Raw genomic sequence first — 17,879 nt, forward strand, 5'->3', positions numbered from 1 at the left:
TATTTGGCAAAACAAAAGTTTTATGCTGTGAAAAAAGGTAAAAATATAGGTGTATATAATACATGGGATGAGTGCAAAAAACAAGTAAATGGATTCTCAGGAGCTGAATATAAGAGTTTTTCTACTTTTCAAGAAGCTAAAGAATATATTGATGGGTCAGAAAAATTGAGTTTTCAAGAAGATAAGGAGTTTATAGAAGCATATGTAGATGGAAGTTATGAACATTCAGTAAAAATGTATGGTTCGGGTGTTGTGATTTTAAAAAATAATGAAGTTATAAAAACTTATAGTGAAAAAGGAAAAGAGAAAACTTTAGTAAGTATGAGAAATGTAGCTGGAGAGATAGAGGCTTCTAAAATTGCAATGCAGTACTGTATTGACAATAATGTTCAAAACTTGATTTTATACTTTGACTATGAAGGGATTGAAAAGTGGTGTACTGGAGTTTGGAAAACAAATAAAGAAGGAACTATAGCATATAAAAATTTCTATGACAGTATTAAGAATAAGCTTAATGTAAAATTTACAAAGGTTAAAGCTCATTCTGGAAATAAGTATAATGAGGAAGCTGATAAATTAGCTAAAAAAGCTATTGGTGTATAATAAAAAAATATTTATACATAATTACATGGTATAAGAGTATATCTAAATTCCTACTTTATAATTAAACAACTTGTAATTAAACAACTTATAATTAAATAAATTTTGATTAAAAAAGCAGATTGTATTATGAAAAAATAAGTATCTAATTTATAAACAATTAATAATAGTATTAATTAGATACAACTTATTTAATATAATAAAATCTGCTTTTTATATAACTATAAAATTTTCCTACATTCTATTAGAATTGCCCATAAATACCTTCAAGTTCTTCTTTTAATACTTCAGGGTCATTTATACCAATAGACATGGTTCTAGCCAGTATATTTGCTTGGTCATAAGTTGATGTCCATGAGAATACACCACCTAGACAATTTCTAAGAACATATTGAGTTTTTAAGAATATTGATAAAGCATCATCATATGACATTGCAAAATCTCCATCCTTAACTAAATATGGAACTTGAGCAGTATTATCAAATCTATATTCATATCCATTTTTATTTATATAATCCCTTCTAAGCTCATCATAAGTTCTTGTTATAGTAGCACCTAATCTTCCATAAAATGGTATACCAAGAAGGATTTTTTCAGAAGGCATTCCAGCATTCTCAAGATTTCTTACCATTGCATCAACACTATATCCTGGCAAAGATAAGTCTGAATCAAAAAGATTTGCTTGATGTTTTCTACCATTTGGGCCTGTTTCACCTGCTGTAAAATCATAACTCATAAGATTAAAATAATCTATTATAGGAGCTATTTTATCTATTTCAGCACTTGAATTTATATATCCTCTATCTCCTGTTCCAGCTACACTAAGCCATTTATCATCTCCTATAACATCTCTTATGGCAGTTAGTAAGAGTGTAAAGTTTTCTCTATCTTGAGGTCTTGATGTTATTCCAGATGCACTACTTCCAGGATATTCCCAGTCTATATCTATTCCATCTAAAGCATATTCATTTATCATCTGATTGACCTGTCTTGCAAAATTATATCTAGATGTAGGTGTTAATGCTGCATCAGAGAATCCTTCAGCTCCCCAACCTCCAATAGCTACAATTACTTTTAAGCTAGGTTTTTCACCTTTAAGAGCAAGTAATTGATTTAAAAATCTAGGATAAGGAATAAACAAATTTCCAGACTGGTCTATCTCAGCAAAAGCAAATATAACTGCATCTAATAGTTGAGCATCTACATTAGTTGGATTTCCAAGAACATATTCTGCTACAATTGGATTTATATCTGGACAGTTTGCATTTTCAACTATTGGATTGTATGGGTCTGTTATTTGTGGTCTAACTAATTTTTTTGAATCTTTTAAAGTTTTCATAGCTATTTTTTTAGTATTTTTTTCGCTAGTATAATCGTAGTTTTTATAATTATGTTTATAGAAATCTTCATAACTACTATCTTCTTTATCATAGCTAGAATTTATTTTGTCGCAAGATTCATCTTTATCATAGTTAAAATTCATTTCATCACAAGACTTATCTTTAAACTTATCTTGTTTGGAGTTGTGAACTTTGTTAGTATTTTTAGTATGTTTTTTCTCATGGTTGCAATCATCTTTAATATCAGTCTTGTGTTCTTGTTTACAATCAAGAGCTTTGTTCAGGTAGTCATGATGTTCATGTTCACAGTTACATTCATTTTCAATGTTTTTAGTATGTTCTTTTTTCCAGCTACAAGTATTATCAATTTTCTTGCTCACTTCTTCATCATTATAATTATCTGGTACAAAACATAAGTACCAGTCCATACATGAATATTTCTTATTACAACTGTTAACTCTATTTTTTAATTCCTTATAGTTTTTAGGATAAGGTAAAATCACTGGCATTCCAGGAAACCAGTTTGCAGGAGTAACTATATTATCTCTATCACTAGTCTGAAGTGCATCTACTATTCTAAGTATTTCTGGAATATTTCTTCCTGTAGTTAGTGGATAATAAAGAATCGTTCTTAGAATTTGATTATTATCTATAATAAATACAGAGCGAACAGTTGATGTATCACTCATTGGTTTTGATATCATGCCGTATAACTTGGCAATTCTCATATCTCTATCTTCTATAATAGGAAATGGAATTTCTACACCTGTAAGTAAAGAAATATTATACATCCAAGCTAAATGTGAACTGTTACTATCAACACTTAGACCAATTAGTTCTGTATTTCTTTTTTTAAATTCGTCATAATATTTAGCAAAACATAAAAATTCTGTAGTACAAACTGGTGTAAAATCACCAGGATGTGAAAATAAAACAATCCAATTACCCTTATAGTCAGAGAGTCTAATAGGACCATTTGTTGTATTGGCTTTAAAATCAGGAGCCTTTGACCCTAAACTTGGCAAATTTGGCATGTAAATCACCCCTCAATAAATTATCATTTATTTTATTCTATTAATTAATACATATTAGTGTTACTATTTTATTAAAAGTTAAGTAATCCTTATGTCAAAAAAAGATATTTATTAAAAAGATTTAATATTTTCCTAATATAAATGACAATAGTAATTGCTATTTTTTTACTAATTTGGTATAGTAATGGATAAGGGGTAGTGTCAATTTTAGTGATTATACGAGGTGAGTGGATTGAAAAAAATTCTAAGAATTTTAGTTATCTCCATGATGATATGTTTTGCAATGACTTTTGCATTAGTGTTAATAAATTCAGTTATGGGAGTACATATAGGATTGGATTATTACTTTTTGATGGGAAGTGTGCTTACAGTTTGTTTAACAATTGGAATTGTTTTATGCAATGCTAGAAAAATATTTGATAGCAAAGCTATACACAAGACAAGAACGAAAACTGTCAGTAATAATAAAAAACAAAAGAGTCATTCTAGGGATATAAAAAGAAAGATATCATAATTTATGTAAAGGAAATATTTATGTATAAAATAATGATTGATAGGTAAAATAAAAACACGATTTAACTTGTGTTTTTATTTTTTTTCAAGAATTATGATATAATAACCAATAAGAAATTTAGTTTACCATAAAATATAAAGATTATTAAATGGAGAGGGAACTATAATGAATTTTAGAGATTTATTTGAGAAGGCTGTAGATTTTATTGATGAAAAAAGGAAATCTATAGTTGCGATTTCATTATCAACATTAGGTGTAATTGCTTTGATAATAGTATTTTTCTTAAGTAGTAACGAGTTTAGTGTAGGAAATGAAGCTAATGAGTTGTTAAAGATTATAGAGAAAAGACAGTATTCTATAGCTGTTGATTACTACACAAGTATAGAAAAAAAGTTTTCTGATTCAAAAATGGAAAGGTTTAATAAGTCTGTTTCTAAAAAAATAAATAAATTGCTATTAAATAGTGGTGATAAATATTTAGATGGAGACATAAGTCAAGAAAGTTTTATTGGATTAATAAATACCGTGAAAGAATTAAACAAAATAAGTATAGATGTGGATGACTTATTAGCTCAAGCTGATAGAGTTAGAGAAATGTATAAAGAAGAAAATACTACTTATGATATTGCCATTAACTACATAAGTACTGTTTCAATATTAAATGGTATGGGTAGTAACCTAGATGTATACAAACAGAATATAGAAACAATCAAAGAGTCTAGAGATGTTTATGACTCAGCAGTAAAAGACCAAAAAGCATATAAGTATTATGAAGCTATTGAAAAGTATAATAAAGTATTAAAAGAAGATGAAAAGTATTACAGTATGGCTCAAAATGGGAAAGAACAATGTATTGAAGAAATGTATGATTACTATATAAGTAGAGCTGAAGAGGCAAATACTTCTGGAGATTATGAAAGAGCATTACAATATATTGAGTATTTAAAAGACGATTATTCAGATGATGAAAAGGTACAGAGTTTAGAAAAAAAATATAAAAAGAATTTATCATTGTATACTTTAACATCTGATGACATTATAAATGTAATAGCTAAAAAAAGTGGCAAAGACAAGGCAAATCTATCTATAAATTCACTTCCACAAATGATAAAAAATAATAAATACTATTATGCTGAAGTATATGAGTATGATAAATTAATAAATGAAGTTTTGGTAAGTGCAAAAACTAAAGATTTATATTCATATAAAGATGGTAAAAAAGATTACAAAGTAGATTATGGTGATGGATACTTTAGAATATTAGAAGATGGAAGTTATCAATTTGGCATTACAAAAGATAAAGCTAAGTTTGTGTTAACTAATACTCTCGATGAAAAAGAAAATAAGTATAAAAAGATTGAGATATTAGATATAGAGAAAGCAGATAGATATGTAAAAAGTAAAAAGAGTTTAGAAGAATTGTTTGGAAAATATAAAAATATTTATTATTATGCTGTAGTAAATAAAGGCTTATTTAGAGGCAAAGAAGTTTATGCTATTAATATTTACAATGAAAAAATATATGCCATATCAGAAAATGGACTAAATGAATATTAATAATATTAAATTAATATATAATTAAAAAGTTTTTGGGGTTTTAAGGCGCATTATGTAGTAATATAATAATAGGGATATATAAATAATTTTATTGTAAGGAGAAGTATGGGATGAGTAATGTGAACAAAAAGCTAGTTATAGCTATTGGAGCTGTAGCATTAGTAGTAATAATTTTTATAGGCATAATGTGCATGCAATTTAAAGGGGAGAAAATAGCAAAAAACACATATGTTAATGGAGTAAATATTGGAAAATTAACTAAATCACAAGCAAAACAGGAATTAGCTAAAAAATACAAATTAGAGAATGTTGATTTTAATTACAATGATAAAAGTTGGAAAGTAAAGAGCAAAGATTTAAATTTATCTACTGACCTGGATAAAACAGTAGAAAACGCATATAATTTAAATAGAAAGAGTGCTTTCTTTGGCAATCTATCAAAAACTATTTCAGCAAATTTTGGCAAAAAAAGCAACTTAGTAGTTGTGATAAATTATGATAAAAATAAATTAAAAGCAGAAATGGAAAAGATAGCTAAAGAAATAGATGTAGATGTAAAAGATGCTACACTTGATATAAGTGGTGAAAAAGTCAAGGTTATACCAGATTCTGATGGTCTTAAAATGGATATTTCTAAGAGTATGGAGAATTTTGATAATCAAACTAAAAAAGGTAACTATAAAAATGAGTTAGTAGTAAAAGCTACTCCAGCAAAAGTAAAAAAAGAGCAACTTGCTAATATAGATACAAATTTAGGTACGTATTCAACAACATTTAAAACTTCTCAAATAAATAGAAGTATAAACATAAAATTAGCAACAGATAATATAAGTAATGTATTACTTATGCCAGGAGAAACTTTCTCATTTAATAAACATACAGGGAAAAGAAGTAAGGAAAATGGATATAAAAGTGCACCTGTAATAATGGAAGGTGAGATGGAAGAAGATTATGGTGGAGGAGTTTGTCAAGTTTCATCTACGTTATACAATTCTGTGTTATACGCAGGTTTAGAAATTGTTAATGTAAAAAATCATACTATACCGTCAAGTTATGTTCCAAAAGGAAGAGATGCAACTGTTGCAGATAGTGGAATAGATTTCTTATTTAAAAATAATCTAAAGCATCCAGTTTACATAAAAAATTACGTTTCAGGAAATCAAATTGTTTGCAATATATATGGAAGTGCAGAAGATAAACAAAATATAACAATATCAACAAAATTAGATGGCGTTTCACAAACTACAATGAAAAGAGTTAATGACCCTACAATGCCTAAAGGTAAAGAAAAAGTAGACAAAAGTGGAAGAAATGCATATTCTGTATCAACATATAGAACATTTAATGATGCAAATGGTAAAAAAATTAAAACTGAAAAAATAGCTAATTCATATTATCCTAAGAAGGAAGGTATTATATTAGTTGGGACTATGGAACCAAAACCAGAGGAAAAACCAAATACAGACGAAAATAAGAATAATCAAAATACAAACAATCAAAATCCAAATAATCAACAAAAACCAGAAACACCACCAACTGATAATAAGCCTAATGAGACACAACCACAACCGCAAGCTTAAAGTTCTCAAGAATAGGATTTATGTAGAGTAATAAAAAATATAAATCTAAATAGGAGGGATTACTTTGAATTTAAATAATATAACGAATTACGTTCAAAGTATTTGCGAGAATATTTCTAATGTCTTGGATGTAGATGTTACTTTAGTTACAAAAGATTTAACTAGGATAGCAGGTACAGGAATATTCAGAGGTAAAATAGGAGAGACAATATCAGAGAAGTCAGTGTACTCTCTTGTTTTAAAAGATGGGAAATCCTATGTTATAAATAAAGAAATAGAAGAGAACTGTAATAAATGTGCAAATAGAGAAAATTGTAAAGAGTTAGCTGATATATGTACTCCCGTTAAAATGGGAGAGCATATACTTGGAATCTTGGGTATAGCTGCGTTTAATGAAGAACAAAAAGAAAAGATACTTTCAAAAGATAAGGAGTTAACTGCTTTTGTAAGGAGTATGTCTGATTTAATATCTTTTAAACTAGATGAACTTTATAAACAAGAAGTTAAGACTATAGATGACCTTGAGAGGGAAGCTATAGAAAATGCCATAAAGAAATATGGAAGTAATACAGAAGGTATGAAAAAAGTAGCTGAGGCATTAAATATAGGTATAGCTACACTCTATAGAAAAGTAAAAAAATTCAACATTAAAAGTTAATAGTATTGAAAAAGAGGTAACCTTTTTATGAAAAGAAGAGGATTACCTTTTTTATTATGAGAATGGTGGAAAAATATGTATAGTTTTGACTTGACATATTAAATATGTTATCTTAAATATATATTTTAGAGTGGAGGTGAGTATTATTTTAGTTAAAGATATAAAACAAGACATAGAAAGCATGCCTAGAAAAATTTTAGATATATCTTTGATAGAAGATAATAAAAGTGATTTGACTTTTTTTAATATAGAAGAAGAAGACGGTGATGAAACATTAAAAGCATTAAAACAGAGTTATGTGACTACAAATTATAAAGAAGAAACTCTATTAAACTTGCAAGGAGCTTTAAATTCAAAGTCAGATACAACGTCTAAGGAGTTAAAATTAGAATCATATAAAAGATATAACAATGCATTGGATTTAGCATATAAAAATTATATAACTAGTGCCATTAATATGGTTAATAAAGCTCTGGAGATAAATCCTAAAGACATTGATATACTAAATCTTAGAGGTCTTTTAAAATTATTAAAATGTGATTTTGCTAAATCATTTGAGAGTTTTTATACTGCTTTATGTTATGAAAATAATCATATATCTAGAAAATATGTAAATCTAATTTCATCTGAAGATTTTAAAACTTTTTTAGGAAGATACAATCATTCTATAAGATTTATAAATGAAGAATTAAATTATGAGTCAATACATATTTTAGAGAACATAATTGAAGAAGAACCTGAACTAATAGAGCCATATGTAATTTTATCTTTGTTATATGATAAACTAGGTAATGTAAAAAAGAGAGAAGGATATTTAGACAAACTTAAAGAGCTAGATAAAGATAATCCTGTATTTGAAAAAAATGAAGAAGAAAAAGAAGATACAAGTAAAAAGGAAGAAATAAAAAAAGTAAAAAGAAAGAAAAGTATTTTGCCATATATTATAGTTGGCTGTGTTTTAATAGGTATGGGGATATATTTGATTCAAAGCAAAAAGAGAATAGAAAACTTGAATAACCAAATAAGTAGTAAAGAGGAAAAGTTAAGTGAAACTGATAAAAAGTTAGGAGAAACGAGTAAAAAATTAGAAAAAACGAATAAGGAATTAAATGAGGTTAAAAATAAAGAACCAGAAAGAGAGATAACTGTAGCTGATGAGGAAGATTTATATTATCAAGCTCTAAATTTAAAGAAAAACAAAGAATATGAAAAAGCCATAGATAATTTTAAAAGTGTAGTTTCTTCTGGTAAAACTAAAAAATATATTTCTGAGTCAATATATCAATTAGCAATAACAAATAAATTATTAGGAAATAAGGATGAAGCTATAAAATATTACAAAAAATATATAAATACTTATACTAAAAATGACCAGTATTATGATGATTCATATTACGAGTTGGGTATGCTTTATTATGATAATGGCGATTTAAAAAATGCACAACAGACTTTTTATAGTTTGAGAAGTGAAGTTCCAGACAGTATGTATAACAATTCAAAAATAAAAGAAATTTTAAGTGAAAAATAGGTTTATATAGTTAAGTTTTTTGAAACAACCAAGTATGTATTTTATTAAATTAAAATAAAAATAAATTTAAAAAGAGATTGTGTCAAATTATAACTTTCTATTTTAAAGAAAGATATTTGCTTGTTGATAAAACTACAAATATATGATTTGAAGCAATCTCTTTAATTTTTGGAGGTGGAAAATGAAAGTTTTCAATCAATTAGTAATAATTTTATCTATCTGGGTAATAGGAGAGTATATAAGTTCCTTTATACAAGGAATTATACTTATTCCTGGGAGTATAGTTGGTATGCTATTATTATTTCTACTACTACAATTTAAAGTTTTAGACTTGAGTAGTATAGAAAATGTAAGTGGATTTTTCCTCGATAATATGGCTATATTTTTTATTCCAGCAGGTGTATCACTTATAAAGTCATTAGACCTAATAAGGGAAAATGTATTAGTGCTTTTATTAGTCATATGTTTAAGTACACTAATAGTAATGTATACTACTGGAATTATTGTGGAGAAAATGATAAAAAAGAAGGAAGAAGGACAAAAAAATGTATAATGTATTACAGACACCAGTATTTGGTATAATAGTAACAATAGTTTTTTTCAATTTAGGAAGATACATTCAACGAAAAACAAGTAATCCTATATGTAACCCTTTATTAATTGCAATCGTAGGAATAATATTGTTTTTAAGCATATCTAAAATCCCTTATGAGAATTACAAGATAGGAGCTGATAGTCTAAATTTCTTTTTAGGTCCTGTCACAGTAGTACTTGCAGTTCCACTTTATAAACAATTTGAATTATTTAAAAAGCATATGTTTGAGATTATTGTAGGAATAGGTTGTGGTATAGTGATTTCTTTTGTATCTGTATTGATAATTGGCAAAATAGCTAATTCAGATGTAAGTATAATAAATTCACTAATTCCAAAATCTATAACAACACCAATGGGAATATCTTTAGCAAATTCTTTAAATGGTATAGAATCAATAACAGTTGTAGCCATAATTTTTACAGGTATTTTTGGTGGTATGGTTGCTTCTACAGTATTCAAACTGGGGAATATAAATCATCCAGTTGCTAAAGGAATTGCTCTTGGAACATCTGCACATGCTTTAGGAACTACAAAGGCTTTTGAACTTGGAGAAATAGAAGGAGCTATGAGTGGTGTTTCTATTGGAGTCTCTGGTACAATTACAGTAATACTAATTCCAATTATAATGAATTTTATATAAAAAATAAAATTAAGACGAGTACCTTGAATACTTAAAACAAAATAAAATAAAAAAAATTTAAAATAAAAACTGAACGAAAAAAATGCAAATAATGAAATAAAAAAATCATGTACTGAAATTATAAAAAGAAAAATTTCATTTAGGAATTAATTATAAAGAGACAATTACTAAACTTGAATTTGCTAAAATAAAATAAATTACTGCGAAAATAGATATTTAGAAAAAAATACTATAAATTTACTATATTGCAAGTTAAATAATAAGCAGTATCATATTATGCTAGAAAAAGTTTCATTTAAGGCATAAATGAGATGATTTGAACGTTTTTAAAGATTAGAATATAAAAGATTGCACTAGACATATATGAAAAAGATAATATAATAGATGATGTAATAGATGACAGTTCAAGAAATTATAAAAAAAATTTATTTGAAATATTATCTATTACATCAGGAATAATATATGTAAGAGTAAGCTTTTAAAATTCTAAAGATTTAGAAAGATTGAAGGGAGAAAGAAATGAGTGAAGTTAAGAATACCCTACAAAAACATCCAGTTTTAAGATATTCAACAATGCTATTTGGGATGTTGATGACATCTATAGGAATAAATGGGTTCTTAAGACCAGCACATCTACTTAGTGGAGGTGCTACAGGTATAGCAACATCTATAAACTATTTGACAAATATAAATGTAGGTTTATTAACATTTTTAATCAATATTCCAATATTTATCTTAGGGTTCATATACCTTGAAAAAGAGTTTTGTATTTCAAGTTTGGTAAATATGATTGTATTTTCATTATTATTAGGAGCAACTCAGGAAATAAGTAATATTATACCTATACATGATATATTGCTTCAAAGTGTATATGGTGGTATATTATCTGGTTTAGGAGTCGGAGTTGTATTTAGAACTAGGTCTTCTCAAGGTGGTACAGATATAATAGCTGCAATACTAAAAATTAAGAAGAATATAGAAATGAAAGACACTGCTTTAGCAATAAATGGCTTGATAGTACTTACAGGAAGTTTTTTATTTGGGTTGGATTTAGCATTATACACTCTTATAGGTCTATTTCTAAATGCGTATTCAATGAGTTTTATTAAAGATGCAATGAATTACCAAAAATCTGTTATGGTAATGTCAAATGAAGTCGATTTAATAGCAGAAGATATAATGAAGAGTTTAGTTAGAGGTGTAACTTTTTTAGATGCAGAAGGTGCATACACTCATCAAAAAAAGAAGATTATATATACAATAGTTTCATCAAATGAGATACCAAAGATAAAAGATATAGCTTTGAAGTATGATAAAAAGGCCTTTATATCTGTAAATGATGTTACAGAAGTAAAGGGAAGAGGGTTTAAAGCAAAAGATTTATAGAAAATTTTACAAGCTGGGAGTTTATAATGTAAATTTGTATATTATATCTCTCAGCTTATTTAAATTTAGTATACGAAAATAAAGGTTTTATTAATGATTTGTGTATCACTTTAAAAGATATCATTTTAAAATTAAAATTGAAAAAATTACTTAATATGTAGAAAACATGACCACTATTAGGATATAATAAATTTAATAGATTTAGTAAAATATCTAGGAATAACGTTGGAGGAATGGCATTATGAATTTATCTAAAGAATATGTTAATTTGTATGATAATTATTTGAAATATATAAATGAAGTAAACAAAGAGATTAGAAGTATAAAGAACATGAAGAAACGTGTTTTAAAAAGGGGCGATTTTGCTCCAGAAAATGAAGTATTAGAATTGGAAGGAAAAACAATACGCGATATAGATGATGTCGATACAAAAAAACCAAAAAATAAAATCTATAAATTTTCAAATGGGGATGTATATGTAGGGAAATTCTTAGAGGGAAAGATGGAGGGGAAAGGCTCATATACTTTTTTTGTAGATGAAGGAACAGTTATGGAGTACATAGGAGAATTTAAAGAAGATAAAAAAAATGGAAAAGGAAACTTTATATTTTCAAATGGAAATGAATATATAGGTTATTTTGAGGAAGATATGATGAGCGGTATTGGAAATATGTTATATAGTAGTAAAGATGAATATATTGGAACTTGGAAAAACGGAAAAAAAGATGGAAAAGGTATTTATAAGTGGAGTGATGGATGTATATATGCAGGTGAATTTAAAGGTGGAAAGATGGAAGGGTACGGTATTTGCTATAATAGTAAAGGGGAAGTACTTTATGAAGGAGAATGGAAGAATAATTTGATTCATGGTAAGGGAACTTATATATGGGAAAAAGGTAAAAAGTATATAGGTGAATTTATGCATGGTAAAAAACATGGGCAAGGAACTTTTTATCTAAATAATGAATTGGTTTATGAAGGGACTTGGAAATTTGATAAGCCATCTATATTTGATAGAACATTAGATGAAATATTTTCCTTGAGACTGTAGCTTTATCTAATTAGTAGATAAAGCTTTTTTCTAATACTTACTGTAAATAGGTATGAATGATATTGATTAGTATACACTATCAATATTAACTTAATAAATGCAATATTAAAAAATTTTGATTGATTTTAAGAAGGAGAGATATATTGAAGAGATTAATTGCTTTAGTGTTAGTAGTACTTATTGTTTTATTTTATAGTCCTGAATTATTAAAAGAAGGATATGATTTAAAAGAAAAGTTTTTTCAAAGTGAAATATGGAATGAATTTTTAGACAAAATAAATATAAATGATAATTCTAAGAAAGATAAAAAAGAAAAAAGTCAAAATTTACAATCAAATAATACTGAAGGGGAGAACTTAGGAGAGTCAGATATAAAGAATTTTGAAAAAATAAGCTTAGGAGATAATTTAAGCTATGTTTTATCAAGTATTGGTAAACCTGGTAGAATTGATATTAGTGAATATGGTTTTGATTGGTACGTATATAATCAATATGGAAAAGAATTTGCAATGGTTGGACTTGAAAATGATGAAGTAGTAGCACTTTATAGTAATTCTATTAATTCATGTGAAAATCAAGATATAAAACTAAATCAAGATAGACAAACAGTGAGAACTAAGATTACACCATTAAAATATAAGAGAAAAGGAAATACCAGATATATAATAAACTCAGAAAATCAATATGATATAATAAGTAAGGAAGGTAAGTATATTACAATTTTCTACGATATTCATGAAGAAAATAGAGTCTGTTCATATTTAATAATTGATAAAAGCACTGAAGATGAGTTTAAAAATTTATATCCAGATGATAGCGAAGAACTTAAAAAATGTTTTGAACTTGAAGTTATAGACCTTGTAAATAGTGTTAGAAATCAAAGAGGGTTAAACTCATTGAGATACAGTGAACAGGCAACTTTGAGTTCAATAAAACATAGTGAAGATATGAGAGATAATAATTTTTTTGACCATGTAAATAAGAAGAATGAAACTCCATTTGACAGAATGAAAAGAGAAGGTATAGTATATACTTCAGCTGGAGAAAACATAGCAGCAGGACAGATTAATGCAATATATGCGCATGAAGCTTGGATGAACTCTGAAGGACATAGAAAAAATATTTTGGGGAACTATAATAATATTGGAGTTGGAGTAATATTTGGAGGAAGCTATAAAACATATTACACTCAAAATTTTTATAAATAACTAAAATATTTGAAAGGAAGTTAAAAAATGACATCATGGAAAAAAAAGACAGTATATAAGTGCTTAATAGCAGTAGTCTTGTTTTGTGGAATAGTGTTAATATCTAATTTTAGTAAAGTTTCTGCTTTGATGATGGATACTAATGGAAATGTTTTGATTAAACATGGTTCAAGGGAAAAAAAGCTAATAGCAATTACCTTTGATGATGGTCCTCATCCTAAAGAAACTAGTCAAGTTTTAGATGTATTAAAGAAATACAATGTAAAAGCTACTTTTTTTATAGCTGGAAAACATGCAAAATGGTATAAAGAACCATTAGTAAGAGCAAGTAAAGAAGGTCACGAGATAGGAAATCATACTTTCAATCATCCTGATATAAGTAATTTAAGTTCTAGTCAGATAGAAGAGGAGATTGTTAAGTGTGAAGACATTTTGAAAGAAGTAACTGGAAAAAAACCGACATTATTTAGACCACCATTTGGAAGTTATAGAGAAAAAGAATTAATAGAAATTGCAAAAAAGCATGACTATAAAGTTGTTTTATGGACAGGTGTAGATGTGAAAGATTGGAAAAATCCAGGAGCTAATAGCATTGCAGATAAAATAATTAATAAAGTACAAAATGGAGATATAATACTTTTGCATGATTATGCAACTAATGATACAGTTGAAGCTTTAGATATGTTTATTCCAAAAATGATTGAAAAAGGTTTTAAATTTGTAACAGTTTCTGAGTTGATAAAATAATTTTTAGGGGGGAGATTTACAGTATGATTCTTATGATAGACAATTATGATTCTTTTGTATACAACCTAGTCCAATATATAGAAGAATTAGGGGAAACAGTTGTAGTAAAAAGAAATAATGAAATCAAAATAAGTGACATTGAAGAACTAAATCCAGAGGTAATTGTGTTATCTCCAGGACCGTGTTCTCCAAAAGAAGCTGGTATTTGCATAGATATTGTTGAGCATTTTAAGGGGAAAAAACCTATACTAGGAATTTGTTTAGGTCACCAAACTATTGGACATGTTTTTGGAGGAGATATTATAAAAGCACAACAGCCTGTGCATGGAAAAGTATATAGTATCAACCATACTAATAAAGGAGTTTTTAGGGGACTTAAAAATCCTTTAAATGTCACTAGGTATCATTCACTAATAGTTGACTCCAATACAGTTCCAAAAGAATTAGAAATTACAGCAATTACTGATAAAGGGGAAATAATGGGGATTAGGCATAAGAAATATTTAATAGAAGGAGTACAGTTTCATCCAGAAGCTATTTTGTCAGAGTATGGTCATGAAATGCTTAAAAATTTTATAACAGAAGCTAGAGAAAGGGTACATATGTAATATGATAAGAGAGATAAATACTAAATTAAATTCTTTTGAGATATTTACTATTTTTAGAAATGAACATGACAGTTTTATATTAGACAGTGCTATGGATAAAGAAAAATTGGGAAGATATTCTTTTATAAGTAGCCAACCATTTAAGGTATTAAAGTATAAAGATACTGATGAAAATCCTTTAGAAGTTTTAAAAGAAGAACTACATAAGTATAGGGTTGTAAATGATACTAATCTTCCATTTGTAGGAGGTGCTGTGGGATATTTATCTTATGATTTAGGTAATTACATAGAAAATTTACCTAGAACTGCTGTAGATGATATTGAGATGCCTGATATGTATTTTGGATTTTATAATCATGTAATAGTTATAGACCATCTTGTGCAAAAAACTTATATAGCTACTCCAAACATAGATATCGAATTAGAAGAAAAGATAATAGATGATATAGAACAAAGAATATTAAAAGAAGAGAAAAAAGGTATAGATAGCATATGTTATGAAGAAAAAGAAGTAACATCTATAAGACTTAAATCTAATTTTACAAAGGAAGAATTTAAAAATGCAGTTCAAAGTGTTAGAGAGTACATAAGACAAGGAGATATATATCAAGCTAATTTAACACAAAGGTTCAGTGGAGAAACAGAACTTACAAGCTTTGAATTGTATAGGGACTTAAGAAGATTTAGCCCAGCACCATTTGGGGCATTCTTAAACTTTGAAGATGCACATATATTATCAAATTCTCCAGAAAGATTTATAAGATGTGTTAATAAGAGAATAGAAACTAGACCAATAAAAGGTACTCGTCCAAGAGGGAAAGATAAAGAAGAAGATTTAAGACTTCAACAAGAACTTAGAAATAGTGAAAAAGATAGAGCTGAACTACTTATGATAGTAGATTTAGAAAGAAATGATATTGGGAGAATATCTAAAACTGGAAGTGTTAAAGTTCCAGAGCTATTTGTAATTGAACCATATGCAAATGTAAATCACTTAGTTTCCACAGTTGTAGGTGAGTTAAAAGATGATAAAGATGCTACTGATGTAATAAAAGCAACTTTTCCAGGGGGGTCTATAACAGGAGCACCTAAGATTAGAGCAATGGAAATTATAGACGAATTAGAGCCAACGCAAAGAAATGTATATACTGGTTCAATAGGTTATATAGGTTTTAATGGTGATATGGATTTTAATATAGCAATTAGAACAATAATCAAAAATGACAAAAAAGTCTACTTTCAAGTTGGAGGAGGAATGACTTGGGATTCTGACCCAGATGAAGAATATCAAGAAACACTTGATAAAGCTAAATCCATAATGAAGGCTTTGAGGGGATATTATGAAGAATAATGTAGGTTTTGATAGTAGTTTAAGTAAATTTGGAATTGGTTTGTTTGAAACTATTAGAGTTAAAAATGGAATAGCAGTAGATTTAGATATCCATATAGAAAGAATGCTAAGCTCAATAAATTGTTTGGATTTAGATATAAACTATACAAAAGATTTCTTGATAAATGAAATTGTTACATATATAAAAAAAGAAAATGTCATTAATAAAGCACTTAGAATTACTGTTTTTGATGAAGGTTATAATATATCTATTAGGGATGTTCCATATAATCAAGAGACGTATGAGAAGGGGTTTAAATTAGCTATATCTCCAATAGTTAGGGGGAATAGTTTAATTCATAGACATAAGACTACTAATTATTTTGAAAACATATATACCAAAAATATCGCAAATAAGACTGGTTATAATGATGGTATATTTTTAAATTCAGAAGGTGTAATATTAGAATGTTCTATGAGCAATATTTTCTTTATAAAAGGAGAAAGAGTGTACACTCCTAGTGATAGATTACCGATATTAAATGGAATAATAAAAAAAAGGATTATAGAGATTTGTGACGAATTACATATAGAGTTGATAGAAAATGAAATTAATATATCAGAAATTAGTAGTTTTGATTTTGTTTTTGTCACAAATAGTCTTATGGGCGCTATAAAGGTTACAGAAATTGACAAAATAAAATTTAATAAAGAAAATGTTGTTTTTGATAAAATAGTGAAGTTATTAGAATAAATTAAAATATTAACAATTTGTTGGAGACAAAAGATGATAGGTTGTATTTATGAAGTATACAATGAAGAGATAACTAAAATAATAGAAAACCAAAACACTTTGGCTGTATATTTAGTGGGTTCTAGTAAAGACGTAGATTTTACTCTTTATGATGTAGAGATAAACGATATTGATGTGTTCGTTTTTGTAAAAGAAGGGGAAAAACAAGAGAGAATACTGTTTAAAAAAAAGGGAATAGAATTTGATGTAAATTACTTTTCAAAAGATGGTGTAAAAAAATTATTATCAAATAGGGAATATTTCTTTGTGAAAGAAATGAAAGATGCTAAAGTACTGTTTGATAGGGAGAATATATCACATATTATAAAAGATATAAGTAGAAATATTTACTTAGAAGGACCCAGTAAAATGTCATTAGAGGAAAAGTCTTTTATAAAGCAAGATATTGGAGCAAAAATATCGAATTTAAAAAATAAAGAAAAATTTGATGTTTTTGAATATCATTTTTTGACGAATTTATATTTAAAAGATATAATAATTGGGTACTTTAATATAAATGATAAATGGGTACCAAAAGACAAAAAATTGCTAAAAGTTTTAAAAAAAGAAAATAATGAGCTTTTTGAACTAGTGTCAAAAGTAAGTGAAAATTATGACTATCAAAGACTTTTAGATGTTTATAATTATATTTTTAAAGAAATTGAGACAAAAGAGGTTATAAAACTAATCTTCTAGTCACAAATCAATGG

17 protein-coding genes are annotated in these 17,879 nt (G+C 27.1%); 16 read left to right on the top strand and 1 reads right to left on the bottom strand.

Features of this window, described 5'->3' with window-relative positions; all coding sequences use genetic code 11:
• The first annotated feature begins 3 nt into the window (after window positions 1-3).
• On the top strand, window positions 4-603 hold the full coding sequence (locus CDIF1296T_RS07575) for a ribonuclease H1 domain-containing protein (protein WP_009889235.1): 600 nt from the start codon (window positions 4-6) through the stop codon (window positions 601-603).
• Window positions 604-844: 241 nt separating this feature from the next.
• On the opposite strand, the gene CDIF1296T_RS07580 is transcribed toward CDIF1296T_RS07575, so the two are convergent.
• On the bottom strand, window positions 845-2,974 hold the full coding sequence (locus CDIF1296T_RS07580) for a peroxiredoxin (protein WP_009896346.1): 2,130 nt from the start codon (window positions 2,972-2,974) through the stop codon (window positions 845-847).
• 265 nt (window positions 2,975-3,239) lie between these two features.
• Here CDIF1296T_RS07580 and CDIF1296T_RS07585 point away from each other — a divergent pair, with 265 nt between their 5' ends.
• The 15 genes from CDIF1296T_RS07585 to CDIF1296T_RS07655 all read left to right on the top strand — a co-directional run bounded on the left by CDIF1296T_RS07585 (window position 3,240) and on the right by CDIF1296T_RS07655 (window position 17,865).
• Window positions 3,240-3,488, top strand: a complete 249-nt coding sequence (locus CDIF1296T_RS07585; protein ID WP_003438608.1) for a hypothetical protein — start codon at window positions 3,240-3,242, stop codon at window positions 3,486-3,488.
• Between the two features lie 165 nt (window positions 3,489-3,653).
• Window positions 3,654-5,045, top strand: coding sequence for a hypothetical protein (locus CDIF1296T_RS07590; RefSeq protein WP_003438611.1), 1,392 nt, complete (start codon window positions 3,654-3,656; stop codon window positions 5,043-5,045).
• A 110-nt stretch (window positions 5,046-5,155) separates the two neighbouring features.
• A complete protein-coding gene (locus CDIF1296T_RS07595) occupies window positions 5,156-6,625 on the top strand; it encodes a VanW family protein (protein ID WP_009896350.1) in 1,470 nt (489 codons plus the stop codon).
• 64 nt (window positions 6,626-6,689) lie between these two features.
• On the top strand, window positions 6,690-7,283 hold the full coding sequence (locus CDIF1296T_RS07600) for a GAF domain-containing protein (protein WP_003419857.1): 594 nt from the start codon (window positions 6,690-6,692) through the stop codon (window positions 7,281-7,283).
• Window positions 7,284-7,413: 130 nt separating this feature from the next.
• Window positions 7,414-8,811, top strand: a complete 1,398-nt coding sequence (locus CDIF1296T_RS07605; RefSeq protein ID WP_003438617.1) for a tetratricopeptide repeat protein — start codon at window positions 7,414-7,416, stop codon at window positions 8,809-8,811.
• A gap of 181 nt (window positions 8,812-8,992) precedes the next feature.
• Complete coding sequence (locus CDIF1296T_RS07610; RefSeq protein WP_003419862.1) at window positions 8,993-9,364, top strand: CidA/LrgA family protein; 372 nt, start codon at window positions 8,993-8,995, stop codon at window positions 9,362-9,364.
• Entirely contained in the window at window positions 9,357-10,046 is a 690-nt protein-coding gene (locus CDIF1296T_RS07615) for an LrgB family protein (RefSeq protein ID WP_009889244.1), read from the top strand. Before CDIF1296T_RS07610 ends, CDIF1296T_RS07615 begins: the two co-directional genes overlap by 8 nt.
• A gap of 519 nt (window positions 10,047-10,565) precedes the next feature.
• Window positions 10,566-11,432, top strand: coding sequence for a YitT family protein (locus CDIF1296T_RS07620; protein WP_003429405.1), 867 nt, complete (start codon window positions 10,566-10,568; stop codon window positions 11,430-11,432).
• Window positions 11,433-11,673: 241 nt separating this feature from the next.
• Window positions 11,674-12,483 carry an MORN repeat-containing protein gene (locus CDIF1296T_RS07625; protein WP_003438621.1) on the top strand — a complete coding sequence of 270 codons (810 nt, stop codon included), beginning with the start codon at window positions 11,674-11,676 and terminating at the stop codon, window positions 12,481-12,483.
• Window positions 12,484-12,626: 143 nt separating this feature from the next.
• Window positions 12,627-13,691, top strand: a complete 1,065-nt coding sequence (locus tag CDIF1296T_RS07630) for a CAP domain-containing protein (RefSeq protein ID WP_009896358.1) — start codon at window positions 12,627-12,629, stop codon at window positions 13,689-13,691.
• A gap of 27 nt (window positions 13,692-13,718) precedes the next feature.
• Window positions 13,719-14,438, top strand: coding sequence for a polysaccharide deacetylase family protein (locus CDIF1296T_RS07635; protein WP_009896360.1), 720 nt, complete (start codon window positions 13,719-13,721; stop codon window positions 14,436-14,438).
• Between the two features lie 23 nt (window positions 14,439-14,461).
• On the top strand, window positions 14,462-15,046 hold the full coding sequence (locus tag CDIF1296T_RS07640) for an anthranilate synthase component II (RefSeq protein WP_009896362.1): 585 nt from the start codon (window positions 14,462-14,464) through the stop codon (window positions 15,044-15,046).
• Between the two features lies 1 nt (window position 15,047).
• Complete coding sequence (pabB, locus tag CDIF1296T_RS07645; RefSeq protein ID WP_009896364.1) at window positions 15,048-16,397, top strand: aminodeoxychorismate synthase component I; 1,350 nt, start codon at window positions 15,048-15,050, stop codon at window positions 16,395-16,397.
• Window positions 16,387-17,130: an aminotransferase class IV gene (locus CDIF1296T_RS07650; protein ID WP_009896365.1), complete on the top strand. Its 744-nt coding sequence runs from the start codon at window positions 16,387-16,389 to the stop codon at window positions 17,128-17,130. Before pabB ends, CDIF1296T_RS07650 begins: the two co-directional genes overlap by 11 nt.
• A gap of 33 nt (window positions 17,131-17,163) precedes the next feature.
• Window positions 17,164-17,865, top strand: coding sequence for a hypothetical protein (locus CDIF1296T_RS07655; protein WP_009896367.1), 702 nt, complete (start codon window positions 17,164-17,166; stop codon window positions 17,863-17,865).
• The last annotated feature ends 14 nt before the right edge of the window (window positions 17,866-17,879 follow it).

Origin of the sequence: Clostridioides difficile ATCC 9689 = DSM 1296 (genome assembly GCF_001077535.1) — a bacterium.
GTDB classification, from domain to species: Bacteria; Bacillota; Clostridia; order Peptostreptococcales; family Peptostreptococcaceae; genus Clostridioides; species Clostridioides difficile.